Below are 23,436 nucleotides of genomic sequence, written 5' to 3'. Positions count from 1 at the left end.
TTCTCAAAATTTTGAGTGAATAAAATTTACAAATTACTACTGTTTGAAGAGAAATAAGTTCAGTAATTGAATTTTTTTAGTGACGTCAAATTCAGTGCGATCACTGGTAGATTTATTTTAAACGAGTTTCGCTAACTGTCCGATAAGTATAATGTTGCTTATGAACATAACTTCTCAATTTATGTTAAAGTATGCGTGAAAGATTAAATTCGGCTGTGTAGTTTGTTTTTATATATACTTGTATTACAGACCTCTCCGGATCTAAATCTCTACACCCCCTGATTCTGGAGACATTCTATGTCAATTTACGTCGGTAACCTATCTTATGAGGTTAAAGAAGATGACCTCCGGCAAGTCTTTGCAGAATACGGAACGGTAAAAAATGTTCAATTGCCTATCGACCGAGAAACAGGTCGGATGAGAGGTTTCGGCTTTGTAGAAATGGAATCAGACGCACAAGAAACAGCAGCGATTGAGGCCCTTGATACTGCTGAGTGGATGGGTCGGAGCTTAAAAGTTAATAAAGCCAAGCCCAAAACAGACGGAGGTTCCTCTGGCGGTAGACGAGGTGATGGTGGTTCTTCTCGCCGCTATTAAGGTTTAAAACTAAGAATTTAACTCTAAAGTCTTGAGGGCAGACAAGGCGTCTGCCTTTTTTTGTGCTTTGGTTGACTGGAGTATTTACCAATGAACCCAGAAGCTAAACATATTGTTAGCGAACTAAGGCGTGAGTTCTACTCTAACTTTGCTGCTGCTATGAATATGCCGGTGAGCATAACTGGTACATCTTATAGTAGTAATTCACCGATCGCATCTTGGATGGATCATAGGCAGAGACTGAACTATCTAAATGTATACGCTTATACAGCACCTGATGAATTTGTCCCATTCCGCCCATTCATTCTTCGACTGGCTATTAACAAGAGTGCTGGTAGAGTCACGACGTTCAGAAAAGGACAAGTCTGCCGAGGTCTTAATTTGATGTGGGACTTTGAGTTAACTGTACTACCAAAAGAAATTTTAGACTTTCTTCCCTGGATAGTTAATTTAGTTGAGTCCCATGACAAAGGTTCGCCCTTGTTGCTACAATCACCACCCCATTCATTTGAATTAGAAGTGCCAGAAGTCGGGTTATTTAATAACGCATGGACTCAGAAAGCTTGGCTCCTTGCAAATTCCACAATAGACTTATCCGAAATATAATCTGTACGCATAAAAAATGGTAGAGCGTAAATTTTAACGTCTACCATAATGAAAAATCATAAGTAAGTGGGCAAGAATAAATCAAACTATGTTATGCAATGTAAAATTAATTTAATTGGCTTGTAGTAAGGGCTTTAGCCCTATTTTCAGGGCTGAAGCCCTTACTACAAACCTTTAATTATTCACGCCTACTTACTTACAACTTTAATATTTGCCTACATATTCTACATATACAGCAATCCTATTTGATTGCGTAAAAAATCTAAGTATATGTAGGGTGCGTTAGTACGGAGTCCGTAACGCACCAAAATCTTCGGACAGTGCCGTACTTTCGTCTAACACAACGCCAGTTCGCTCAAGTCGGGAAACCATGAAGGCAGTTCCTCCTGGGGGGAACCCCCTCTGAGCGACTGCCTCACCGAAGAGGCAGGGGGGAAGGGAGCAGTTCTTGCTGGGGGAGCAAGCCTATCCCTTGAGCGTGAAGCGGAGCGAAACACGGGTACGAAGCCCCGTCATAAAGGACGCTTGAACTGGGGCGGAGTACAAGCTCCGTCTCAGTCTTTCCCCTAAGCAAAGCGCCCCCTGCTCCCTTGCCTCTTTTGACCACACGACTGGCTCCCCTACGTGTATTTCACAAATAAAATATCAGTCCTATATATATTCAGATATTTTCTGAATTATCTTCAGATTCTTTATGAATAAATAATAAAGATGTAAAGATGCCAGTTGCACAGCATTAAATCTAAATTTTTTTAAATTTTAATAGCTTTTTCCTATCTTCAAATTGATGCAATTAATACATTTTTTTTGTAAAAATAATTTCTGAGTACTACATAATTTCCAGCTTGACATGCCAAGCTATGCATATCAAATGCGTAGGTAAATAAATCAATGTCTACTCTCCAAAAACTATCATTAGCCTTAGTTGGAACAGCAGTTTTTTTCATGAGTGCTAACCCTGCTGGCGCTGTTAGCCTGACTAAAGGAAATTCCACATCTGTTGCAGGAGAAGGTCAAAAGACTAATACTCCAGGAACTACAACGATCGACTTCAATTCAGGGACAGCAACTGATCCAAAAGGATTTGCTACTTACTCTGGAAGCAATGGAATTGTCAAAGGAAGTGTAACTAATCAATATGCTACCCCCTTGGGTGATAACAGCTATTACCTAACAGTTGCGCCCTCAGGTCTTCAGAATATTCCAGGAAGTGGTAATGAAACTATTACCTTTGCTAATCCTATTGATTACTTTGGCTTTTACTGGGGGTCTATAGACGCATATAACTATGTTTCGGTCTATAGCGGAAGTAATCTAATAGCAACATTTAATGGCAGTTCTGTTCCAGGCGCTTCAGCCGATGGTAATCAGACTAGTCCTACAAATAATGTCTATGTTAATTTGTTAGCAGATACTAGTAAAGGAGAGACTTTTGATAAAGTAGTTTTCAGTACAACTGGTATTGCATTTGAAACTGATAACCATAGTTACAAGCTAGCTAGTGTCCCCGAACCTACTGCAATATTGGGCTTGTTAGCGTTTGGTGTTGTGAGTGCTGGTTCATTTCTGAAACGGAAATCAAAATGAGTTTAAAATAATCTATTCACACCGATTTAAAAAATAACAATATCTTTCTCGTTTTAAGATATAAAACCCAGCAAAAAATGCTGGGTTTTAATTTTGATATCATCAAAAAAAGCGAATACGCAAAAATTAGCAATTCAAAATTCAATGCAAATCGGCGGGAATCCCATACCTTATGCCTGATAATTAATAAAGCAATCTACAGAGAGCAAAGATGCAAACTCTCCAAAAACTCTCCCTCCCAAGTATGGGCTGCGGGACTTGGGCCTGGGGCAACCAACTGCTTTGGGGATATGACGAAAGTATGGATGACCAGTTACAAGCGGTGTTTAACCTTTGTGTAAGCAACGGTGTGACTTTATTTGATACAGGTGATTCTTACGGAACTGGGAGATTGAATGGTCGCAGTGAGCTACTCCTGGGACGATTCAGCCAAGAATATGTAGGTTCAGGCAAAGAAAATATTTGTATTGCGACTAAGCTTGCTGCTTACCCGTGGAGATGGACACGTCAATCGATGATAAAGGCTTGCAAGTCATCTGCCCAACGCCTGGGAAGAAACGTAGATTTGGTACAGATGCACTGGTCTACAGCAAACTATGCTCCTTGGCAAGAAGGAGGGCTGCTGGATGGTCTTGCCGATTTGTATGAGCAAGGACTAGTCATTGGAGTGGGACTATCCAATTATGGGCCTAAACGGCTTAAGCAAGTGCAGAAAAAGTTTGCTGAACGAGGCATTTCTATTAGTACTTTGCAAGTTCAATACTCTTTGTTATCTACATATCCTGTCACCCAACTAAAGCTCAAAGACCTTTGTGATGAGTTGGGAATAAAACTGATTGCTTACAGCCCTCTAGCTTTGGGACTACTGACAGGAAAATACTCTGAGCAAGGCCCTTTGCCCAAAGGCATCCGAGGTCTGCTGTTTAGGCAGATATTACCAGGAATGCGATCGCTTTTGGCATGTTTACAAGAGGTGGCACAGTCCAGAAACAAAACTATGTCTCAGGTAGCAATTAATTGGTGCATCTGTAAAGGAACCATTCCTATCCCTGGAGCAAAGAGCGTCGAACAGGGGAGGGAGAATATTGGTGCATTGGGTTGGCAATTAGACTCCAGTGAGATTGCAGAGTTGGATAGGGCGGCGGCGAATGCAGACAAAAAAATGGTACAAAATATATTTCAAACTAAGTAAGATTTCAACGTTGCTGAATTTGAATATGAATCATTGCAAAAACCTAGTTTAAGTGGGAGAAGAAAAATACTTGGATTTTACAGAAATTCCGACATAAAACAGGAGTCAGAATACAGAATTCAGAATTGGTGAATACTCTACCCATAAAAGGATAGAGTTTTAAGGCGAAAATTTTTAACACTACTTTTGCCCACCCTTTGACAAGCTCAGGACATCGCCAGGGACGAAAGCGCGTAGCGGGGCGAAGTATGGTTTTAAACCAATATTCAAAACCCAGTGGTCACTGAGCTTGTCGAAGTGTCGTACAGAATTTATACTGAATTCTGACGCCTCCGCGGAGCGTCTCCGGCTCCGCTCCTGAGTTCTGAATTCTTCTCATAAATCTCTTAATTATGTTTAGCAAAAGCCAAGTCACTTTCAATTAACTTAGCACCTGTTAGGTTCGCCCCACTCAAATTGCAGAAGTGAAAATTTGCGCCTCTGAGGTCAGCTAGCGATAGATTAGCTCCTGTTAAATCTGCATCAGTTAGGTTAACTTTCATTTCTATAAGTTTTGGGGCGTTAAGTGACGATTACGGCTCTAACTTCAAGATATTAATAAACTCTGCTTACTCTATCTCTGCCTTGAATAAATAATTGAAAGTTAGTTCTACCAGACACTATTACAAAAAACTGGGCTTCGTTTTTTAAGACTGCCTCTTTTCCTTTTGTGCGCTAGCTAGTGACAGAGCGCTGCACAAAGACTTACAACACGCTTTGCAGCCCATCTACAGCGCCCAGTCACAAGGGAGTTACAATCAGTTTAAGTACAAATGCAAGAACTAAGTTCTAAGCAGCTGAGTCTGAGCGTTCTATTTGCTGCCGAATGGTCTCAATAGAAGCATTAATGCCAGCCAGTCTAGACTCTAAATCATCTCGCATCCAAATCAAGAATTTTAATTTCCGCTCTAAGCCAGCTTTGCGCGAAATGGGTTCGCTTCCATAACAGGCATTACCCCAAAAAGGAAACATAGTTTACCTCTGTATTTAGCTTTTGTAACAGCGCGATATATTGCACTACTACACTACATTATGACTAATCACAATTAGACTGGTGTGTGTAACAACCGACCTAAATTTGACGTGCTTAACGAACTTTGCTAAAAGTTATCTATTCAACTGGCATTTACCATACTGCTATCAACTCTTTGCATTTTTATTTTAAGAAAAAGTTGAAGTTAAGGCAGTATTTCAATAGAAGAAAGAAATATTTTGCCAATTCGGCATTACAAGTCTCTGTTTTGCAGTTTAAATATGAAGGGCGATCGCAACACAACCTTGGTCTTCCGTGGAATTGACCTATCGCCGTATTTATACTATTAAATTATACTCAATTTTAGATTGTGGTCTATCAAATGTGGTGAGGGTGCGATCATATCCCATCAAATGGGAACCCTGTTATCAAAAAATTGGGTTTAAAACCCCGTCCTTATAGGACGGCTTTGATGGTAAAATTAGGTGAACAGGAAGGGTAATCAACCTGTCTAAAAACCCAATTGCTACCTAACACGTAGACGCTGTACCTTGACAATTGAATCTAAGGGGTTCTACAAGTTGTTCTAGTAGTGCTTTTGCACATCCTGAAAGTAGGTAAAAGATTCACAGGGGCAAGACTTGCAGCACTGAGCCAAAACAAATTTTGCACTCTTTGCAACTATGGTCGGGCAGACCAAAAGTTAACGCTTGGGGAGAGAACCACCTCTGGCTTAGGTAACGTAAGGAACCTATTCTAAGTGGACTCGTTGAACCAAGAATCACCGCGCCTAAAGGCGCGGTGAGTGTCAAATAATTACGTTCCTCACCGCCATGAAATTATTGCATCTTCTCAAGTCCAAACTAGCTATTACAGCCTTAGCGATCGCAGTAAACATCACTATGATTGTCATTGATCTACATTCTTACAGTTCAAATTCCTCCATTGTCAAGAGTACAATTACTCAGTCCGAAATACATAGCCATTTATGGCTGGGGTGAATGTCAATTGCTGTAGCTGTGATGCACTGAATATCATACCTAATAAGGACTATTTTGATTTTCGTGCCGATTTGGGCGGTGTTCGGTGTGCGCCAAAGTACTTCTCACTGCGATAGCGCAGCCATACCCGCAACACTTGCGGAATCTGCTCTTTTTGTTCCTTGCTCAGTGTATTGTAAAGGAAGATTGCGCGATCGCGCTCACCCCGACAGGCAGCGTTATTGTGAGCATCCCAATAGCTGCGGGCTACCCGAATCCGCCGACAGACTTCTTTAATTAGCGCTTCTCCTGTGAGTGGAGCGTCCTGCTTTGCCATACTCAGATGCGATAAATTTCTAATGCGATCGTAGCGAGTCAGACTCATTCTCACAATTACAACCTAAACAAGTCAAACCCGCAAATCGATTTTACTAGACTTTAGACACAGATTGCAAAAGTAACTCAGCAATTAAATTCTGTGAAAACATAAATTTGTTCACTCCTAAGTATGGTGATTATTCATATTTTTTCATCTTTAAGAGAGATTGATGCTCGGTAGAATAATTTATGCGTATTCATCATCTTAATTGCGGTTGTATGTGCCCGATTGGTGGGGCACTCTTCGACGGTTTTAGTCGTGGACTAACAGCCTGTCTCGTCTGTCACTGTCTGCTCATTGAGACAAATCAGGGACTCGTTCTTATAGATACAGGCTTCGGTCAGCGCGATGTCAAAGCGCCATTATCAAGACTCAGCCCCTTCTTCATGAATTTGAATCGGATCAAGTTTGAAGAAAAATACACGGCGGTTGCAGCTATTGAGCAGCTCGGTTTAAACCCGCGCGATGTCCGCCATATAGTGCTTACTCACCTCGATTTTGACCATGCAGGCGGGTTGGAAGATTTTCCCGAAGCAACCGTGCATGTAATGCTCAATGAGATTGAAGCAGCGAAGGAACGGCAAGGCTTTGTTTCATCTCGACGTTACCGCCCTGGCCAGTGGGACGAAGTAAAAAATTGGAAGTATTATTCGCCTGGTGGTGAACCTTGGTTCGGCTTTGAGGCAGTACGTAACCTCGAAGGACTACCGCCCGAAATTCTCCTGATACCGCTCGTCGGTCACACACGCGGTCATGCAGGTATCGCTATTGAGACATCCGAAGGCTGGCTCTTACATGCAGGCGATGCTTACTTTTACCGCCACGAAATCGGCTCTCCTAAACGAGTTTGCACACCTGGTCTACGTGCCTACCAGTGGTTCATGGAGGTAGATCGCAAGGCTCGACTTTATAATCAAGAAAAGTTACGTGCGTTATCGCTCGACCACAGTAGTGAAGTGCGCCTCTTTTGTAGCCATGATGCAATCGAGTTCAAAACCTTCGCTGACCAAGATAATTCGCAATTGCAGAAAGACAATTTGCGCTCAACAGCTTCCAATTAGCTCAAAAACTCAATGCATCTCAACGGAATTATGCGGTTTTTAAGGTTCTGCTGAGATGCGTTGATGAGTTTTAATTCAAAGTAAAATATCTTACTTAAGCTTGTCAAGCTTTTAATACCTGCTCAAGTGGAATTCAATAAGCATTAAGACCAAGAAACAGCAGAATCTTTGCTAGAGGCGATCGCAATCTCCAACTCCTGCTTTTACCCTGATGCGATCGCAAAAGTGGGAAACCACAGTCCGGCGTATAGCAGACGACACCAAACGAAGGATTTTTAAACCTAAACTTTTAAACTTTCAGTTACCCTGAATGGCTCAAGTATGGTTACACTACCGACATAGTAATTAATGTTGGTGGAATACCGAGTGATGTATAGAAATGCTAAAAGATTGACTGCTATTTTTCTGTTAGTTTTTCTGTTGATTGTTACTATCAACTTTGCAGTAATTGCTCAAGATAGTTCAGATGGCCCTTCTATAAATTTGCCATCGCCTCAGCTATGTTCAGTGCCTCCTGCCCTGAGAACTCAACAAGTCATTGCCGACAATGGTCTTAACCAAGTTAAAATGGGCGATCGCATCAGGATAAGAGTTGAAGGATTATCAGCAGCGACCAGAAGTACAACGGCTAATGCCACCAATTCATTTGATCCTCGACAATTAGTGTTGTACCTGGATGGCTATGAACTAGAGGATGTCCACGGAGAACCAGTCACCGTTATGGTTCCGGGTAAAGATCAAAGGAAATTTGTTGATGATGATTGGTTAGCCTTTCGACTTGAACGCACCGACTCGTCTCAAGCTGCATGGAATGCCCTTCTTGGCAGAGGAAGCAGATACAGTATTAACGTGATAGCGGGAGTAGGCTGTCCCAAGAAGCTTGCAATTCCGGTAAGCGATCGTTTCTCACCTCCTCAATTAACAATAGTTCTGTTTTCGTGGCGATTTTGGTTGTGTCTGCTTCTACTTGTGGCTGTTGTATTAATGTTCATTAGGTATTGCCGAAACACTCTTCGTAGCTCTGGAATCGAAGGGGTTTACTCTCAAAAAGAAGTGATTGGTGGACAGGAACTGTTGATCACAGAAAAGGTTGCTCTTAAAAACGAATATCGTAAAAGCCGAATTGCTCAAATTTTTCTTGGCAGGAAAAAATTAAATAGAAACCCGTTCAGTCTATCGATATCTCAACTTGCTTTTTGGACATTTCTAATTTTTGGTTCTTACCTGATTATCTACGGCATAACAGGAGATTATACCAATATTTTGACTCAACAATCACTAATATTATTGGGAATTAATTCTATAACCACCTTTGGTACTTCGTTAATTGATGGACAGGGGAATGAGAAGAAGAGAAAAGGTAGTCAACGCGTTTCTGAAAGTTTTTTCTATGATATATTATCGGATATTAATGGAGTCAACTTTCATCGGTTCCAAACATTTATTTGGACAGTTGCGATCGGACTATTCTTTGTTTGGGAAGTCCTTAAAAATCTGGCAATGCCGGAATTTGATGAAACACTTCTTGCACTACAAGGAATCAGTGCCGCAACATATCTTGGGCTTAGAGGGCAAGAACAGCATGGTATGATAAAAGAGCCAGAATCTACATCCACAGAAGATAATTCATCTGAACAACCGCTTCCACCAGAACAAGATAATCCACCAAAGAACGATTCATCGATTCCTGGTGGCTAAATTCTAGAGAGTCACGTTGCTCCGCTCCAAATTCAAAATTCAAAATTCACGCATTCAAAATTAATAATCCCCATAAATCAATTTAGTTGCTCTGTAATAATGACGTAGTATTTCTCGCGCTCTGCGTCACTACATACATTTTTTCTGTTCTCCATAAATAAATTTACTTGCTCTGTACCCTTTTCGTTTTCGGTCAAAATAATTCATAGGAATACGCGGGATGCGGGAAACGAGCGCGGCTTTAGCCCTGAGAGGGAAGCGGCACGAGCGGTAATAAAGGCAGTGGCATTTCTTTTTAGTTTGAGGCGTGATGAGGATCTTCAATATACTTTCTAACTGCCTCACTACTTATATTACCAGCAGTACTTACAAAATAGCTGCTTGTCCATAGTGAGGGAAGTTTTAAAAGGGCAGGAAATTCTTTTCTTAAAAGATAACTACTTCGTCCTTTAAAAGCCTTAATTACTAAATGTGGTGTATCTATGGGCTTGACGCTAACAAACAAGTGGATGTGGTCAGGAGCTACTTCTAAAGCTAGAATATCCCAATTTTTCTCTATAGCTAATTCAGCAAATATCTGCCTAGTTCTAGTTGCTATCTCTCCTGTCAAAACTTTTTTCCGACGTTTAGGTATAAATACAAAATGATAGTTAATTAAGTACTTGACGTGGTTGTGGGTATTGTAATCTTCCTGAGTCAGCATCCTAGATTAGTAGATATGTATTGACTTATCTACTATAGTCAATTACTATATATAAGGCAACTAAATCTTGTAGGCGCAAGTAGTGACAAAACCCAATAAAAGCATGGGTGTGCAACAATGTTTAATTGATGCAGATAAAGAAACTTTATTCATTTTAGAATACCTCTGTGAGCAATCAAGCAAACTTTATAACAGTGGAGTTTATTTCGCTCGTCAAACGCTTTTTAAGACAAATAAGTTATTAACAGGCAAGTTTGACTTAGCTTTTGAACCATCAGTTGCAAAGTCAATGGTTGCTCAATCTCTGCCTTCTACGCCAATGCAACAAACTTTGATGTCAGTTACGGAGGCATTTAAATCTTTCAAAGAATTGAGAGATTTATATATCAAGGGTCAACTACATTTCAAGCCCAAAGCACCGGGGTATCTCAAGGGTTCCAAGTTGTTCAAAGTTGCGTATCCTAATTCAGGAGGACAGAAACCAGTTATTGTTAATGGGCAACTGAGATTTTCTCGCTTGTTTGACGGTTAGAAGATGGTTTGGAGTGTCTGAGTTTTTTTTGCCAATGCCATCAAATATTAATTATTCCAAGGTCAAAGAGTTTACAATTTTACCTAACAATGGTGCTTTTTACCTGGAAATTTCCTATGAAGTAGCCAAACAAAAACACGACTTAGACATAAATCAGGCATTGTCTATTGACCTTGGAACTGCTGATAATTTAGCCGCTTGTGTTGATACATTGGATAATTCCTTGTTGATTGATGCTCGTGTGATGAAGGCGATGAATCAGCTATGGAACAAGAAAGTATCGACACGTAAGGAAGGGAAACCAGAAGCCTCCAAAGACAACTGGCTAGACCGAGTTACCCGTAAGCGCAATCATCAAATGCGTGATGGGATTAACAAAGCAGCAAAGTTAATTATTGACCACTGCCTTAGATATGGTATTGGCACTCTAGTAATCGGGTGGAACGAAGGCTTTAAGGAAGCCGCCAACATGGGTAGAGTGAACAAGACGCTCGAAGACTCGCTACCGCTTCGCTATCAGAAGTTTGTTCAAATGCCTTTGGGTAAACTGAAAGACCGATTAAAACAACTATCTGATTTACACGCCATTAGATTTCAAGAAACCGAAGAAGCCTACACTTCAAAGGCTAGTGTGCGATTCGTTCTGAAGAAACCCAGTAATGGGAGGATTTCAGGCTTTAACAAGGTAATCCAATTCGGATTGAGTTCGCACTTTAATCCCTTGTTAAATGACAACTTGTTCGTTTTATGGGTGAGAACGTAGCGAGAGTTAGACTTTGGATTCTTCCGAATTCTCTTTTGTCCGCAGAATCTCAGTGGCTTCAGCCCTGAGAGTGTCAAAATTGATATATAGCAATCCGATTTGATTGCTTGAAAAAACCTAAGTATATGTAGGGTTTAAAAACCACATCTATCATAAGGGCACAGCAAAGCTTAGCCCCTACAGCATGGTCTATTTAAGAAAAGCCTGAAACAACCGGGAGCATCGTTAATTCACATCACGATGCATTTGTACAGGGCGTAAGTCCTAAAATATTAGGATCAACTAGATTTGCAATCATACTTTGTATGGTAGTTCTGCACGTACCTTCAGATTTCATCGACTGCGATTTTGCCATAAGTAGCTTATCTCCTAGTTATTGGTACGAGGGGCGTTGTCTCCAAAGTGGCGTAGGCGTAGCCCGTCGTAGACATCGCCTGAAGTTACCCCGCACCTCAATATCTGAAGCGATCGCTCACGGACTCATGCAACAACTTACCAAAAATGACTGTTATTCTCGTGAAGGCAAGATGTATGGAATACTATTAGTTGAACTGCCTAATGGCGAACAAAGGGTACTCAAAGCCTTCTCCGGTCTTTTGAATGGTTGCAGTGTAGTTGAGGGCTGGGTTCCACCAATTCCAGGACGAGACGAAGTTGCTTTGGAGTCAGCCCGCACTTTGGCACAGTTGGACGCGATTAAGCAAGAACTCTTTACCTTAAAGCAACTAACCGAACGTCAGCAGTATGAAACCCTGTCTGATGAATTTGAGCAACAATTGCAAGCAATGAGCGATCGCCATCGCCATTGCAAACATCAACGGCAGGAAAAACGTCAGCAAATCTACAATACACTTACAAAAGAAGCACTCACTATTGCCCTTGAACAACTCGACGAAGAGAGTCGTCAGCAGGGAATTGAGCGGCGACAAATTAAACGCCAGCAAAATGCGGTATTACAGCCTCTTCAACACTTAATTGCAGGGACGGATGCGCGAATTAACGAACTGAAACAACAGCGTAAAGCACTGTCTCGTCAATTACAAGCTCAGATGCAGGCTACCTACAGCCTGACTAATTTTTCCGGGCGATCGCTATCATTACAGCAATTGATGCCAGGAGGTTCGCCCACTGGCACAGGAGACTGTTGTGCCCCAAAGTTGCTCCATTATGCGGCAACACATAATCTCAAACCACTGGCAATGGCAGAATTTTGGTGGGGTGCGTCTTCTGTAAATCAAGATAAAATCCAGGGAGAATTTTACGGAGCGTGTGCCGAGCGATGTCAGCCATTGATGGGGTTTTTGCTCTCCGGGTTAAAACCTATTTCAATTCCTAATAGGGATTTTTATATAACAACTCCACTCTTACTAAATACATTAACACATTTGCGTAAATCCAATGTGTTTGAGTCCAATGAATTCCCAGGTTTCTCCCCAATCAAGGAAGAGATCCCGATTATTTATGAAGACGAATGGCTGATTGCTGTGAACAAACCTGCTGGGCTACTTTCGGTGCCTGGTCGTTATCGCGATCGCCAAGATAGTGTCTTGAGTCGCTTACGTCATCTGTTACCGGATGGCATGGCGCTTGCATCTGTGCATCGCCTAGATCAGGAAACTTCTGGGATTTTGTTGTTGGCACGCGATCGTCAAACCCATCGGCAAATTAGCCAGCAGTTTCAGCAACGCCAGGTTCACAAGGTTTATGAAGCCATACTTTCCGGTGCTGTGACAGTTGAGCAAGGTAAAATTGAACTGCCACTGTGGGGAGATCCTGAAAATCGTCCTTATCAAAAAGTTGATTGGCAGCACGGCAAACCCAGCTTGACACACTTCCAGGTAATGGCGAGAGAACAAGATTACACCCGCGTAGAATTTACGCCGCTAACAGGGCGCACTCATCAATTAAGGGTTCATGCGGCTGATGCGCGAGGGCTTGGGGTAACTATTTTAGGCGATCGCCTTTATGGATGCTGTGCAGTTACCAGTCGCTTACATCTGCACGCCAGAGAACTTCGCTTCGAGCATCCGCAGTCAGAAAAAACCCTGCATTTACAAGCAATTACGCCCTTTTGACGCTCAACAAAGAGGCAGAGGGAAGACGACTTGGGGACAAGGAGAAAGACTTGTTGCAAGTACTCATACCATTTCACGAAATAATTAATACAAATCCCTTTTTTTGCCTCCCCTGCCCCCTGCCCCCTGCCCCCTGCCCCCTGCTCCCTTGCCTCTTTTTCAACTCTCACCTGGGTATGAGGAAACGCACTGGCTTCCTTGAATCTCCTCCCCTAACAGTTAGCCTATTGCTTTTTAAATTTGTATATGATAATTTCTCCTTGTAGTTTATTGAGCGGTTATCCGACCAATTTACCGTACTTAAGAAAATTGATATCACAGCTAAGGGATTTTCCAATAAAAAATATCCAAGGAAATCCCTAATGATCTGTAGGGGTAAGAGTGCTGGAGTTTACCTCTAGACTCTCATTCTTATCTTTTTTTATTAAAAAACGAACCGCAGAGGCACAGAGAAGCCAGTGCATTGGGCGGGTTCCCCGACTTGTAGCAACTGGCGCGACACAGAGAGAAAGAGAGAAAGATTCTAAAACTTGGTTTACTAAGCATTGTTGACTTGATAGACCACTAGTACTGCAAGGCGGAAGTCACGCATTCACGCATAATTGTATTCCGAGCTTCTTGCGCTATTTGAAATTTTGAAATGGTATGTTTATTTTTGCGCCCGCTGCACTAGTGCTGATGCTGTTGCCAAAATGCAAAAGACTGCTGACTGGATGCCGGAGCAAAAGATTCTACCGAATAGGATAGATGTTGCTGTTACTATTTGTCCCACAATTCAAAATTATATGACCAAAGTATTCATTCTTAATGCCAACCAACAACCGTTATATCCAGTACGTATCAGCCGTGCTAGGCTGCTATTGTCACAAGGTAAAGCTACTGTATTTCAGCGATATCCCTTTACTATAATTCTGAAGGAGTCCCTTTCTCATCTAAAACTTGAGCAACTTGGCTTCAAAATTCACCCTGGTATTAAAATAATTCGTAATTCGTAATTCGTAATTCGTAACTACGAGTAATTAGTTAATCTTAGTCGCCTCCCAAACGAGGAATATAGATGACAAACCACACCATCTTAGAACCATTGCCAGAAGACGAATGGTTTATTGAGAGCCAGGAACTACGATCTTTTGTCGCAACAGTGCGTGAAATTAGCGCTAACACTGTTGACGATCGCACACAAACTCTCGCTAGACTAGAACCCTATTTTCAAGAGCTGCTTGCCCAACAGGAATGGCTACCCCAAAAGTTTGCCCAAGTCAATCCCGAAAGCAGGATGGGCGGCGGTATTGGCCAGTGGCTACTTTATCGCGCCAAAGACCGTTCCCTGTCAATCTTTAGTTTGGTGATTCCCCCAGGTTCAACGACTCCCGTCCATGACCATTTGGCCTGGGGGTTGATTGGTTTATACAAAGGCAATCAAGAAGAAACAGTCTATCGCCGTGTAGATAACGGTGATGCCCAAGGACACGCACAATTACAAATAACTGAAGTGCGATCGCTTCAAACAGGGGATATTTACCGCCTGTTACCCCCAGATGGTGATATCCACGCCGTCAAAACTACATCCCAGAGCGTATCTGTATCCATCCATCTTCTGGGTAATGATACTGGTTGCATCTTGCGTCACCAGTTCATCCCAGAATCTCACAGCGTCAAATCCTTTCGCTCTGGATATTCCAACGCTCCTTGTAAAGAGGAAGAAGAAAAAGAACATGCCCAGGTACGATAGACCACAACCCCCCGTATTCGAGCGAGTCGAAGACGAACGCCTGCACCGCAAACAACGCCTAGCTGCTGCCTTTCGCCTGTTTGGTAAATTTGGTTTCAGCGAGGGAATCGCAGGCCATATTACGGCTCGTGATCCAGAATTTACAGACCATTTTTGGGTCAATCCATTAGGAACATACTTCGGTCACATCCGAGTTTCTGACCTGCTCTTAGTTAACAGAGAAGGTGAGGTGGTTAAAGGCGATGCTGAAGTGAATCGAGCTGCTTTCGCCATCCATTCTCAGATTCATGAAGCTCGACCTGATGTAATCGCGGCGGCTCACGCCCATTCACTTTATGGTAAAGCCTGGTCTAGTTTAGGTCGTCTTCTTGACCCCTTGACTCAAGATTCTTGTGCTTTTTACGAAGACCATGCGCTATTTGATGACTTCACAGGTGTGGTTTTAGAAACTTCTGAAGGTCAGCGACTGGCGCAAGCCTTGGGGTCAAACAAAGCCATAATCCTGCGTAACCACAGCATTTTAACTGTGGGACATACGGTAGATGAAGCTGCCTTTTGGTACATTAACTTAGAGCGATCGTGCCAAGCCCAACTACTGGCAGAAGCTGCGGGTAGACCCACTACTATCAAACATGAAACAGCCCGTTTAACACAAACTCAAGTGGGATCACATACAAGTGGGTGGTTCAGCTTCCAGCCACTTTACGACAGGATTGTGCGCGAAGAACCTGATTTGCTGAATTAGTGATGTGTTTTTTGACACTGGGATAATAGGCGGGGAAGTATCAATTTACCCCACTTCCCGCTATTTTTATGTCAATTTAACCTGAATTAATTTATATACTCCGGTAAACCTATAAGTTTATAGTATTTGTATAGTTCGGAGAAATCATTTTGATGATTAACCAAATCTTTCGCGGCCTAATTACCAAGTGGATATCGTTGATAAAATTCAGGAATATCCCATTTAACAACCAACAGAAATTATTCTTCTCTTCTTCTGTTTTGCCAATAGTGGGGGCTTTTGTTACAGGGCTGTGTTTGAGCTTGCTATTTGCCGCCTGCTCATCGACATCAACTGTTAATTCCCCTAATCCCAGTGCCACATCTGTTGGCAATTCTGCTTCCAGTAAAGCAACAGTAGTTAGATTTGGCTATCAAAAATCGACTATTCTACTTAGAACTAAGGGTGTTTTAGAAAAGCGTTTGGCACCAGAAGGTATCACTGTACAGTGGACTGAATTTCAAGCGGGGCCCCAACTACTAGAAGCCATGAATGTGGGTAGTATTGACATCGGCCCTGTAGGAGAATCACCGCCAATATTTGCCCAAGCAGCCGGAGCATCACTAACTTATGTTGTTGGTACTGCTGCTAGTCCAGCCGGTTCAGCAATTCTTGTTCCTCAAAATTCACAAATTCAAAAACTTACTGACCTCAAAGGCAAAAAAGTTGCCTTTCAAAAAGGGTCTAGTGCCCACTTATTGTTAGTCCAAGCTTTAGAAAAAGCTGGATTGAAATATACAGACATTGAACCTAAATATTTAGCACCGGCTGATGCCCGTGCTGCATTTGTCAAGGGTAGTGTAGATGCCTGGGTAATTTGGGACCCATTCTATGCGGCGGCTCAAGAGGCAACTAAAGCCAGAGTTCTAATTGATGGCACAGGAATTAATAAACAGGGAGGATATTATTTGATGACTCGGAAATTTGTCACTGAAAATCCTCAAACTGTCAAGGCAATACTGGAGGAGATTCAAAATTTAGAAGAATGGTCTAAACAGAATCGAGAAGAAGTAGCAAAAACTCTAGCACCTGTGTTAGGAATTGACCTAGAAACGATGAGAAAAGCTACCAATAGGCGGACTTTTGGCGTTGTGCCAATTGACGACAATCTGATAAATCTACAACAAGGTGTTGCGGATACATATTATAAATTAAAGTTAATTCCCAAAAAGGTAAGTGTCAGGGATGCAGTATTGACAAAAGAACAATACGCTGCATTTTCACCAAAAACTTAAACTAGTTCAATGAATCGGCTGTAGGGACGTACAGATGTACATTGGTGTCAACTTAAGCTAAAAATAGCAAAACTTTCGGCTTGACTCACCCGCCTTGAACTAAAGTTCTTTGGCTTTTAGCTAAAGTCATCTAAAGATGACTAAAGATTTGGGGAATTTAGTCATCTAAAAGATGACTTTTACTATTAGCAAGGAACTTCAGTTCCTTGCGGGACACCACTTTTACGTTAAGTTGACACCTATGACAAATGTATGCCCTTACAAATGGAATTGGTATTAGTGGCAAAACAACTGGCAATTTTGGAATCTTGGAATTGATTATGACTAATCCTACAGAACTATTGCGATCGCGCTACGGTGAAATTCCCTTCAATCCCGAAATTGAATGGAATGATTCTCTAACAGCACTACTATCTCACCGTTCAATCCGGTCTTATCTATCTCATCCTCTACCGCCGGGAACTCTGGAGTTACTAATTGCAGCCGCCCAATCTGCATCTACTTCCTCTAATTTGCAAACCTGGAGTGTGGTAGCAGTCGAAGATCAACAACGCAAAGAGGAGTTATCTAAACTAGCGGGGAACCAAGCACATATTAAGCAGGTTCCTTTATTCTTGGTTTGGTTAGCAGACTTGGCGCGTCTAAGTTACGTTGCTGACAGTCGCGGCATATCTCATGATGCACTGGAATACTTGGAAATGTTTGTGATGGCAACAATTGATGCAACTTTGGCGGCACAAAACGCAACAGTAGCAGCCGAGTCACTCGGTTTAGGAACAGTATATATCGGTGGAATCCGCAACCACCCGCAACAGGTAGCAGAGATATTGAATTTGCCCTCCTCTGTGTATGCTGTATTTGGGCTGTGTGTAGGCTATCCGAATCCTGAAATAGAAGCAGCGATTAAGCCACGGTTACCACAATCAGCTGTGCTGCACCGCGAAACTTATAAATTGGCAGATCAAGAAGAAGCGATCGCTCATTACAACGAGATCATCAAAGAATTCTATACTGAACAAAAGATGAATGTCCCAGGCGATTGGTCAGAACACTCAGCCCAACGCATCGCAACCGTAGAATCACTGAGAGGACGCGATCGCTTGCGTGAAGTTCTCAATCACCTTGGCTTCAAGTTACTGTAAACAAGAAGAATCAAGATTATGGATTTGCAACTCCGTGGCAAAGTCGCCTTAGTGACTGCTGCTAGTAAAGGTTTGGGCAAAGCTACAGCAAGGCAATTTGCCCGTGAAGGTGCAAAAGTTGCCATCTGCGCCCGCAGTCAGTTAATTGACAAAACTGCTGCGAAGATTGCAAGCGAAACAGGTACAGAAGTGCTATCTCTGCGTGCAGATGTTACCAGTCAAGCAGATATTGAGCGGGTAATTAATGCCACAGTGGAAAAATTCGGCGGGTTGGATATCCTCGTTACCAACGCCGGAGGCCCGCCCTCTGGCACTTTTGATGATATCGATTTGGCAACTTGGGAAGCTTCCATCAACTTGACTTTGCTGAGTACAGTACGTTTGGTAAAAACCGCTTTACCTCACTTACGCATTGTGGCAGCATGTACAGCAAAAACTACTGCTTTTCCATATCTTGCACCAACAGTTTTTGCTGTTGCAATATCCTTCGATAAATGGACATGATGTCGTGACATTTTGCAAAGTCCTGTTTGCAGAATTGACTCTACAGATTTGTGTCCCGTGCCATGATAAAGCTCATCTGGGGGAACAACAGCTTCTAATTGTAAATCGACTTTTACACTATGTCCTTGATTAGCACGAATCAGAGTACCTGTAGAATCAAAAGAAAAGCGTTGTTTATCGTTGGATTCAACTACTGTCTCTAATTCCTGACGGGTAATCGGAAACTTGTTTTTAGCACAAACAGTAAGTAGTTCATCAACAGCAACCCAACCACTGGGAGCAAGTTTAATTCCAATTGCATCCGGTGTGTGCCGCAAATATTTGCTGAGATATTTGCTGATTTTGACGAGGCGAGAATCACTCATTTGATTGTGGTTGGCACAGTTTCTACTACAGTTATATATTTATAATGTTACATCAAAACTTTAACTAGTTCCGTGGGTTTAAGTCCCCCGGTTCAATAAAAAAGCAAGTTTTGTGTTGGGGTTAAATCCCCCTTACAAAACTTAATTACGAATTACGAATTACGAATTACGAATTATTTAATTGATGGTTTTACTGTATGTAAATTGACCGAATTTGTCTTCCTATCATGGCTAATGCCACTCCAACCATGACAATGAGTGTCACCTTTCCACCAGGAACGAGTGGTTGATTTATACTATCTGAGTTTTCTTGTTCTTGACGTTGCTTCCAACTCATTAATGCCGGAATAATTCCACCTAGAACTGAAATACTAAATGTTCCAGTGTAATCTAGGGCAGTAAAAAAGATGCTGGGATTGAGCGTTCCAAGAGTCATCGGAGGGAAAAGAACTAGCGAATAGAGGGGTAGGCGACTAAAAAGTTTGCCCTGTGCAATTAGGAAAATATCTTTGAACAAATCCAGCAATCCGTACACAAATCCAATGAATGATGTAGCGATCGCAAACTCTGAAAAAATGGATACTAGCACTCCTAACCATTCCCCCGCGCCACCTGCTCGGAGAACTTGCAGTGGGTCAAAAACACTTCTACCGTTAGATGTACTATGTAGCATATCGGGATTGACGCTTCCTAAAATTACGGCATTCCACGCCAAGAACATAATTAGAGGAATCACTGAACCAATAAAGATGGACTGACGAATTTTGCGGGCATCCCCTTCGAGTTGCGTCACAACTAACGGCACAACGTTTTGGAAAAATAGCGCCACAGACATCACTGAAATGGCACTACCAAGGGCACTCCAGTTCTGAAATAACAGTTGGGTACTCTGAATGTGTCCTCCTGCCAAAAACAATAGTCCTAAAAAGGAAACAATGACAATTCCGACAAAGGCGCTGTTTAATTTCTCAATAAACTTTTCTCGCCCAAGATACATAATGCCACCAAATAAGAGCGTGAAAGTCGTTGTGCCCACCCACGTAGGCAATATCTGCACACTCCAGATTTTTGCCGTCGCAGCTCCTAAAATCTCGCCACCTTGGGCGATGTATGCCACCAAGAGAGCATAGTGCATGAATAAATATGCCCCACCTGCAAGTCGCCCTCCCACCTTACCAAGGATCTTCTCAACAACTGCCAAAAAACCTATACTTGGATGCCCTTCTGTTCGCATTGTATTTAAGGTTACCTCTGCAACCAGTAACCCTGAAACTAAAGCGTAGAGCCAAACAGCAATCAGCCCAGATGTGGATGGCACTATACCAGACGGCAGAGTAACGGCTGGTAAGGCGAGAATCCCAGCCCCAACGGTGGTTCCCGCAATTAATGCAGTACTCCCAAATACACTACCCGGTTGATGATTGAGCTTTTTTCCATCAAATTCCAGATGAGAAAACAACCGAGTGGCTTGCTCTGAATCTTGGAGAAAAGTCTTTATGGGAACCATACTGAATATCCGTACTTAAACCAAACAATATTAACATATGTAAATATTATGCGTAAAACCCCTGACTTACCTGCTTTCTCAGCCAGATTTTCGTGGTAAATAAGCGATCGCTACTTCATTATCAACACAACTTTTAGAGTATAAATGTCACTTATTGCACTTTATTAATTAAACGTGAATTCGACAGACCTCTCCCTCCCAGCCTCCCTCTCCGAAGCGGAAAGGGAGGAGCAACGCAAAAATTAGGTTTAGGTTCTTAAGCCTCTCTCCGTTTCGGGGAGAGGAATGGAAGTGGGGTTATTCAGAATCTACCGAACTCACGTTAATTAAATAAACCACGCAGTAAAGAACATTGTCCTTACAACAGATGTGGTTTAAATAAATGAAAACTTGTTTAAGAAGACGTTTGAAAAGTATTATTGCTAACATTAAAACCTTAGAAACCTAACCCACCGAGCAAGCTTTCTCTACAAAGAAATGGCAGGGTGTTTTCATCCAAGCAGAGAAAAACTAAAACTGGGTTTCAAAGCCTCTACCCCTGTGGGAGAGAGAAATGGAGGTGGGGTAAAAAGCCATGCCACAGTTTTACTAAATATCAGATGGCTCAGTTTCACCAGGGATAAAATTTACGTTTACAGATACTTAGTTTTGGCTTAGTATCAAAAATAACTGCATCAATACCTGATTTAGCGTTGAAACTGGCTAATTTTTCCACAAAGCATATTATCTTTTGAAAGCCAGTTATTGAGAGGTATTGGCATTTTTTAGAGATGCTGATTGGGTTAAATAAAGAAGTTAGCTTGAATAAAGTATGATTTTTATGCATATTTTATTTAATTTGTCAAGCTTAAATTGTTGTTCCACAACTATCTTCTTCTATTTTCCTTTGAGAATTTCCTCTATGGAGATGTATCTACTCGGTTTTAGGTGACGTTGATGAAACAACCAAGCAAACGCAGACGGGGTGTAATCCTTACCCTAAAAGGCTGGGATAAATTTCGAGATGCCAAAACTCAAGTCGAATTTGATGAAAATGGTGGAGATAGCTTTTCTTTAGAAGAACTGAGCGATCGCACCCGTTTAGCTCTACACACTATATCAAGAATTTTGGCACGTTTGGAACCTGTAGATAAGAGTTCTTTGCAGTTTGCCTTCGCGGCCTTTAATTTAGAGTTGTGTAAAGAAGATTATACTCGACCTAGCTCCCCATCTGGGGATTTAGAAATCCGACGCACAAATCCACAGTGTGACTGGCAAGAAGCCCCGGATGTATCTGTGTTTTATGGTCGCAGTGAAGAATTATTGCAGCTACGACAGTGGATATTAGAAGAACGATGTCGTTTAATTGGACTGCTGGGAATTGGTGGTATTGGCAAAAGCACTTTAGCAGTCAAGTTGGGGCTGCAAATTCAAAGCGAATTTGAGGTAGTGGTGTGGCGAAGCCTAGTAAATGCACCACCAGTAGAGGAGCAAATAACAAACATCCTGCAATCTTTGCTGTCGGCGTTGCGAAAGGAAATGGTAATACCGGAAAGCTTTGATAGCAAACTAGCAAAGCTGATGGAATGTTTGCAATTAAACCGATGTCTGCTGATTTTAGACAATGTTGAGACAATTCTCTCTGGTGGCCAAGCAGGGCAATGTCGTCCTGGTTACGAGGGATATGGTCAATTACTGAAGCGCGTTGGCGAAGTACCCCATATTAGTTGCGTTCTGTTCACTTCTAGAGAAAAACCCAGAGAAATTGTACCGTTAGAAGGAGACAGAACAGAAGTGCGATCGCTCCCATTAAAGGGATTAAATTCTACCGAGGGACAACAGTTATTCCAGCAAAAAGGGCAATTCACGGGTACAGAACGAGAATGGCAAGAACTCATTGAGCATTATGGGGGTAATCCCTTAGCGCTCAAGATGGTAGCAGCCGGGACTCAAGAGCTTTTCGACGGTAAAATTGCGCCTGTTTTGGAGTATGTAGAACAAGGGATACTAATTTTTGAAGACATCCGCGACTTGTTAGAACGGCAGTTTCAGCGTTTATGGGCGGTAGAAGAGGAAGTGATGTATTGGCTGGCGATTAATCGAGAGCCAGTATCCTTTGCTGAATTAGTTGCTGATGTCATGACATCTTCTTCTAAACGTAAGTTACCGCAAGCAATTAAATCCTTATTACAACGTTCTTTAATTGAAAAAAGCGACGAGCATTTCTTCCTGCAACCAGTCGTGATGGAATATGCTACACAGCGATTGGTTGAACAAGTTTATCTAGAATTAGTAAGAGAAAAGACTGTCCGTTTACGCTTATTTCAAACCCATGCTTTAATCAAAGCAACAAGCAAAGATTATATTAGGGAAACACAAAAGCAACTAATTGTGCAACCCTTATTGGAGCAATTGTTAATAGAGTTGGGCAGCCAACAAAAGCTGGTAATTTTGTTGCAGGATGTAATAGAACAGCAAAAACATCAAGTTGCAATATTAGCAGGGTATGCGGGAGGCAATGTCATCAACTTGTTAGCGCATTTGCAAATAAATTTACAAGGCTATGACTTCTCAAATTTGACCATTAGGCAAGCTGAGTTACAAAAGGGAAATTTAGCTGGGACTAATTTCCAAAATACGTCTCTAATCAAATGTGTGTTTGCAGAAAATCTCAATTGGATTAGAGTGGCAGCATTTAGTACAAATGGCAATTTTTTTGTTGCAGGTAATGTAAATGGTCAAATTTTCTTATGGCGAGTCAAAGATTATCAGCATTTTTTAACGTTAAATCACCCTACTACGATATCGGCAGTTAGTTTTAGTCCCGACAGCAGTATTTTGGCAAGTGGTAGTAATGATTCTTTTATTAGACTGTGGGTAAGGATTCAGGTCTAATATTTAGGAAGTAGAGATGGGGGAGACAGATAATTATTAGAATCAACCAGTAGTGCTTGTACAAAAAAATCAATAATAGACTTGCCTTGACGACGACAAGTCTGCACC

Annotated in this window: 22 protein-coding genes; 16 read left to right on the top strand and 6 right to left on the bottom strand. The window is 41.9% G+C overall.

The window, feature by feature from the left end:
• Nucleotides 1-297: 297 nt before the first annotated feature.
• From rbp to LC653_RS35490, 4 genes are all read left to right on the top strand, one after another.
• Nucleotides 298-597: an RNA-binding regulator gene (rbp, locus tag LC653_RS35505; RefSeq protein ID WP_229499645.1), complete on the top strand. Its 300-nt coding sequence runs from the start codon at nt 298-300 to the stop codon at nt 595-597.
• 90 nt (nt 598-687) lie between these two features.
• Nucleotides 688-1,203: a hypothetical protein gene (locus LC653_RS35500; protein ID WP_229499643.1), complete on the top strand. Its 516-nt coding sequence runs from the start codon at nt 688-690 to the stop codon at nt 1,201-1,203.
• Between the two features lie 891 nt (nt 1,204-2,094).
• Nucleotides 2,095-2,790 (top strand): Npun_F0296 family exosortase-dependent surface protein, encoded by a 696-nt coding sequence (locus LC653_RS35495; RefSeq protein ID WP_229499641.1) that lies wholly within the window; start codon nt 2,095-2,097, stop codon nt 2,788-2,790.
• 211 nt (nt 2,791-3,001) lie between these two features.
• Nucleotides 3,002-3,982: an aldo/keto reductase gene (locus tag LC653_RS35490; protein ID WP_229499639.1), complete on the top strand. Its 981-nt coding sequence runs from the start codon at nt 3,002-3,004 to the stop codon at nt 3,980-3,982.
• Nucleotides 3,983-4,368: 386 nt separating this feature from the next.
• On the opposite strand, the gene LC653_RS35485 is transcribed toward LC653_RS35490, so the two are convergent.
• The 3 genes from LC653_RS35485 to LC653_RS35475 all read right to left on the bottom strand — a co-directional run bounded on the left by LC653_RS35485 (nt 4,369) and on the right by LC653_RS35475 (nt 6,311).
• A complete protein-coding gene (locus tag LC653_RS35485; RefSeq protein ID WP_229499637.1) occupies nt 4,369-4,524 on the bottom strand; it encodes a pentapeptide repeat-containing protein in 156 nt (51 codons plus the stop codon).
• A 286-nt stretch (nt 4,525-4,810) separates the two neighbouring features.
• On the bottom strand, nt 4,811-4,993 hold the full coding sequence (locus LC653_RS35480) for a hypothetical protein (protein ID WP_109007232.1): 183 nt from the start codon (nt 4,991-4,993) through the stop codon (nt 4,811-4,813).
• 1,051 nt (nt 4,994-6,044) lie between these two features.
• Nucleotides 6,045-6,311, bottom strand: a complete 267-nt coding sequence (locus LC653_RS35475; RefSeq protein WP_100897963.1) for a Precorrin-3B methylase — start codon at nt 6,309-6,311, stop codon at nt 6,045-6,047.
• A gap of 230 nt (nt 6,312-6,541) precedes the next feature.
• Here LC653_RS35475 and LC653_RS35470 point away from each other — a divergent pair, with 230 nt between their 5' ends.
• Complete coding sequence (locus LC653_RS35470) at nt 6,542-7,414, top strand: MBL fold metallo-hydrolase (RefSeq protein ID WP_308189191.1); 873 nt, start codon at nt 6,542-6,544, stop codon at nt 7,412-7,414.
• Between the two features lie 369 nt (nt 7,415-7,783).
• Entirely contained in the window at nt 7,784-9,112 is a 1,329-nt protein-coding gene (locus LC653_RS35465) for a hypothetical protein (protein ID WP_229499633.1), read from the top strand.
• Between the two features lie 295 nt (nt 9,113-9,407).
• Here LC653_RS35465 and tnpA read toward each other — a convergent pair whose 3' ends face one another.
• Nucleotides 9,408-9,815 carry an IS200/IS605 family transposase gene (tnpA, locus tag LC653_RS35460; protein ID WP_229499631.1) on the bottom strand — a complete coding sequence of 136 codons (408 nt, stop codon included), beginning with the start codon at nt 9,813-9,815 and terminating at the stop codon, nt 9,408-9,410.
• A gap of 82 nt (nt 9,816-9,897) precedes the next feature.
• Here tnpA and LC653_RS35455 point away from each other — a divergent pair, with 82 nt between their 5' ends.
• The 9 genes from LC653_RS35455 to LC653_RS35415 all read left to right on the top strand — a co-directional run bounded on the left by LC653_RS35455 (nt 9,898) and on the right by LC653_RS35415 (nt 18,582).
• Nucleotides 9,898-10,347, top strand: a complete 450-nt coding sequence (locus LC653_RS35455; protein ID WP_229499629.1) for a hypothetical protein — start codon at nt 9,898-9,900, stop codon at nt 10,345-10,347.
• Between the two features lie 13 nt (nt 10,348-10,360).
• Entirely contained in the window at nt 10,361-11,110 is a 750-nt protein-coding gene (locus tag LC653_RS35450; RefSeq protein ID WP_229499627.1) for a transposase, read from the top strand.
• 305 nt (nt 11,111-11,415) lie between these two features.
• Nucleotides 11,416-13,185: an RluA family pseudouridine synthase gene (locus tag LC653_RS35445; RefSeq protein WP_229499625.1), complete on the top strand. Its 1,770-nt coding sequence runs from the start codon at nt 11,416-11,418 to the stop codon at nt 13,183-13,185.
• A 692-nt stretch (nt 13,186-13,877) separates the two neighbouring features.
• A complete protein-coding gene (locus tag LC653_RS35440) occupies nt 13,878-14,180 on the top strand; it encodes an RRXRR domain-containing protein (RefSeq protein ID WP_229499623.1) in 303 nt (100 codons plus the stop codon).
• 62 nt (nt 14,181-14,242) lie between these two features.
• A complete protein-coding gene (locus tag LC653_RS35435) occupies nt 14,243-14,917 on the top strand; it encodes a cysteine dioxygenase family protein (RefSeq protein WP_229499621.1) in 675 nt (224 codons plus the stop codon).
• On the top strand, nt 14,901-15,662 hold the full coding sequence (locus LC653_RS35430) for a class II aldolase/adducin family protein (protein WP_229499620.1): 762 nt from the start codon (nt 14,901-14,903) through the stop codon (nt 15,660-15,662). Before LC653_RS35435 ends, LC653_RS35430 begins: the two co-directional genes overlap by 17 nt.
• A gap of 152 nt (nt 15,663-15,814) precedes the next feature.
• Nucleotides 15,815-16,936: a sulfonate ABC transporter substrate-binding protein gene (locus LC653_RS35425; RefSeq protein ID WP_229499619.1), complete on the top strand. Its 1,122-nt coding sequence runs from the start codon at nt 15,815-15,817 to the stop codon at nt 16,934-16,936.
• 320 nt (nt 16,937-17,256) lie between these two features.
• The gene (locus LC653_RS35420; protein WP_229499617.1) at nt 17,257-18,078 is read left to right on the top strand and encodes an NADPH-dependent oxidoreductase; all 822 of its coding nucleotides are present in this window, start codon (nt 17,257-17,259) and stop codon (nt 18,076-18,078) included.
• 18 nt (nt 18,079-18,096) lie between these two features.
• Complete coding sequence (locus tag LC653_RS35415) at nt 18,097-18,582, top strand: SDR family NAD(P)-dependent oxidoreductase (RefSeq protein ID WP_229499615.1); 486 nt, start codon at nt 18,097-18,099, stop codon at nt 18,580-18,582.
• Here LC653_RS35415 and LC653_RS35410 read toward each other — a convergent pair.
• Together LC653_RS35410 and LC653_RS35405 are read right to left on the bottom strand one after the other, a co-directional pair.
• On the bottom strand, nt 18,480-18,947 hold the full coding sequence (locus LC653_RS35410) for an RNA 2'-phosphotransferase (RefSeq protein ID WP_229499613.1): 468 nt from the start codon (nt 18,945-18,947) through the stop codon (nt 18,480-18,482). The two genes, LC653_RS35415 and LC653_RS35410, sit on opposite strands and share 103 nt — an antisense overlap.
• Before the next feature lie 190 nt (nt 18,948-19,137).
• Nucleotides 19,138-20,454: an amino acid permease gene (locus LC653_RS35405; protein ID WP_229499611.1), complete on the bottom strand. Its 1,317-nt coding sequence runs from the start codon at nt 20,452-20,454 to the stop codon at nt 19,138-19,140.
• A 936-nt stretch (nt 20,455-21,390) separates the two neighbouring features.
• Here LC653_RS35405 and LC653_RS35400 point away from each other — a divergent pair.
• Nucleotides 21,391-23,328, top strand: coding sequence for an NB-ARC domain-containing protein (locus LC653_RS35400; RefSeq protein ID WP_229499609.1), 1,938 nt, complete (start codon nt 21,391-21,393; stop codon nt 23,326-23,328).
• Nucleotides 23,329-23,436 lie beyond the last annotated feature (108 nt).

It is taken from the genome of Nostoc mirabile CHAB5784 (genome assembly GCF_020829645.1).
Taxonomy (GTDB): domain Bacteria; phylum Cyanobacteriota; class Cyanobacteriia; order Cyanobacteriales; family Nostocaceae; genus Nostoc; species Nostoc mirabile.
Note: the sequence above shows the minus strand (reverse complement) of the source record. Positions and strands in the feature narration are given on the sequence as shown.

Excerpts from the sequence above, each read along its gene's own strand:
- LC653_RS35445 (WP_229499625.1), top strand. The coding sequence starts at position 11,416 with ATGGTAGTTCTGCACGTACCTTCAGATTTCATCGACTGCGATTTTGCC.
- LC653_RS35430 (WP_229499620.1), top strand. The coding sequence starts at position 14,901 with ATGCCCAGGTACGATAGACCACAACCCCCCGTATTCGAGCGAGTCGAA.
- LC653_RS35425 (WP_229499619.1), top strand. The coding sequence starts at position 15,815 with ATGATTAACCAAATCTTTCGCGGCCTAATTACCAAGTGGATATCGTTG.
- LC653_RS35415 (WP_229499615.1), top strand. The coding sequence starts at position 18,097 with ATGGATTTGCAACTCCGTGGCAAAGTCGCCTTAGTGACTGCTGCTAGT.
- LC653_RS35495 (WP_229499641.1), top strand. The coding sequence starts at position 2,095 with ATGTCTACTCTCCAAAAACTATCATTAGCCTTAGTTGGAACAGCAGTT.
- LC653_RS35420 (WP_229499617.1), top strand. The coding sequence starts at position 17,257 with ATGACTAATCCTACAGAACTATTGCGATCGCGCTACGGTGAAATTCCC.
- LC653_RS35485 (WP_229499637.1), bottom strand. The coding sequence starts at position 4,524 with ATGAAAGTTAACCTAACTGATGCAGATTTAACAGGAGCTAATCTATCG.
- tnpA (WP_229499631.1), bottom strand. The coding sequence starts at position 9,815 with ATGCTGACTCAGGAAGATTACAATACCCACAACCACGTCAAGTACTTA.
- rbp (WP_229499645.1), top strand. The coding sequence starts at position 298 with ATGTCAATTTACGTCGGTAACCTATCTTATGAGGTTAAAGAAGATGAC.
- LC653_RS35480 (WP_109007232.1), bottom strand. The coding sequence starts at position 4,993 with ATGTTTCCTTTTTGGGGTAATGCCTGTTATGGAAGCGAACCCATTTCG.
- LC653_RS35465 (WP_229499633.1), top strand. The coding sequence starts at position 7,784 with ATGTATAGAAATGCTAAAAGATTGACTGCTATTTTTCTGTTAGTTTTT.
- LC653_RS35410 (WP_229499613.1), bottom strand. The coding sequence starts at position 18,947 with ATGAGTGATTCTCGCCTCGTCAAAATCAGCAAATATCTCAGCAAATAT.
- LC653_RS35440 (WP_229499623.1), top strand. The coding sequence starts at position 13,878 with ATGCAAAAGACTGCTGACTGGATGCCGGAGCAAAAGATTCTACCGAAT.
- LC653_RS35475 (WP_100897963.1), bottom strand. The coding sequence starts at position 6,311 with ATGGCAAAGCAGGACGCTCCACTCACAGGAGAAGCGCTAATTAAAGAA.
- LC653_RS35500 (WP_229499643.1), top strand. The coding sequence starts at position 688 with ATGAACCCAGAAGCTAAACATATTGTTAGCGAACTAAGGCGTGAGTTC.
- LC653_RS35470 (WP_308189191.1), top strand. The coding sequence starts at position 6,542 with ATGCGTATTCATCATCTTAATTGCGGTTGTATGTGCCCGATTGGTGGG.
- LC653_RS35405 (WP_229499611.1), bottom strand. The coding sequence starts at position 20,454 with ATGGTTCCCATAAAGACTTTTCTCCAAGATTCAGAGCAAGCCACTCGG.
- LC653_RS35490 (WP_229499639.1), top strand. The coding sequence starts at position 3,002 with ATGCAAACTCTCCAAAAACTCTCCCTCCCAAGTATGGGCTGCGGGACT.
- LC653_RS35435 (WP_229499621.1), top strand. The coding sequence starts at position 14,243 with ATGACAAACCACACCATCTTAGAACCATTGCCAGAAGACGAATGGTTT.
- LC653_RS35400 (WP_229499609.1), top strand. The coding sequence starts at position 21,391 with ATGAAACAACCAAGCAAACGCAGACGGGGTGTAATCCTTACCCTAAAA.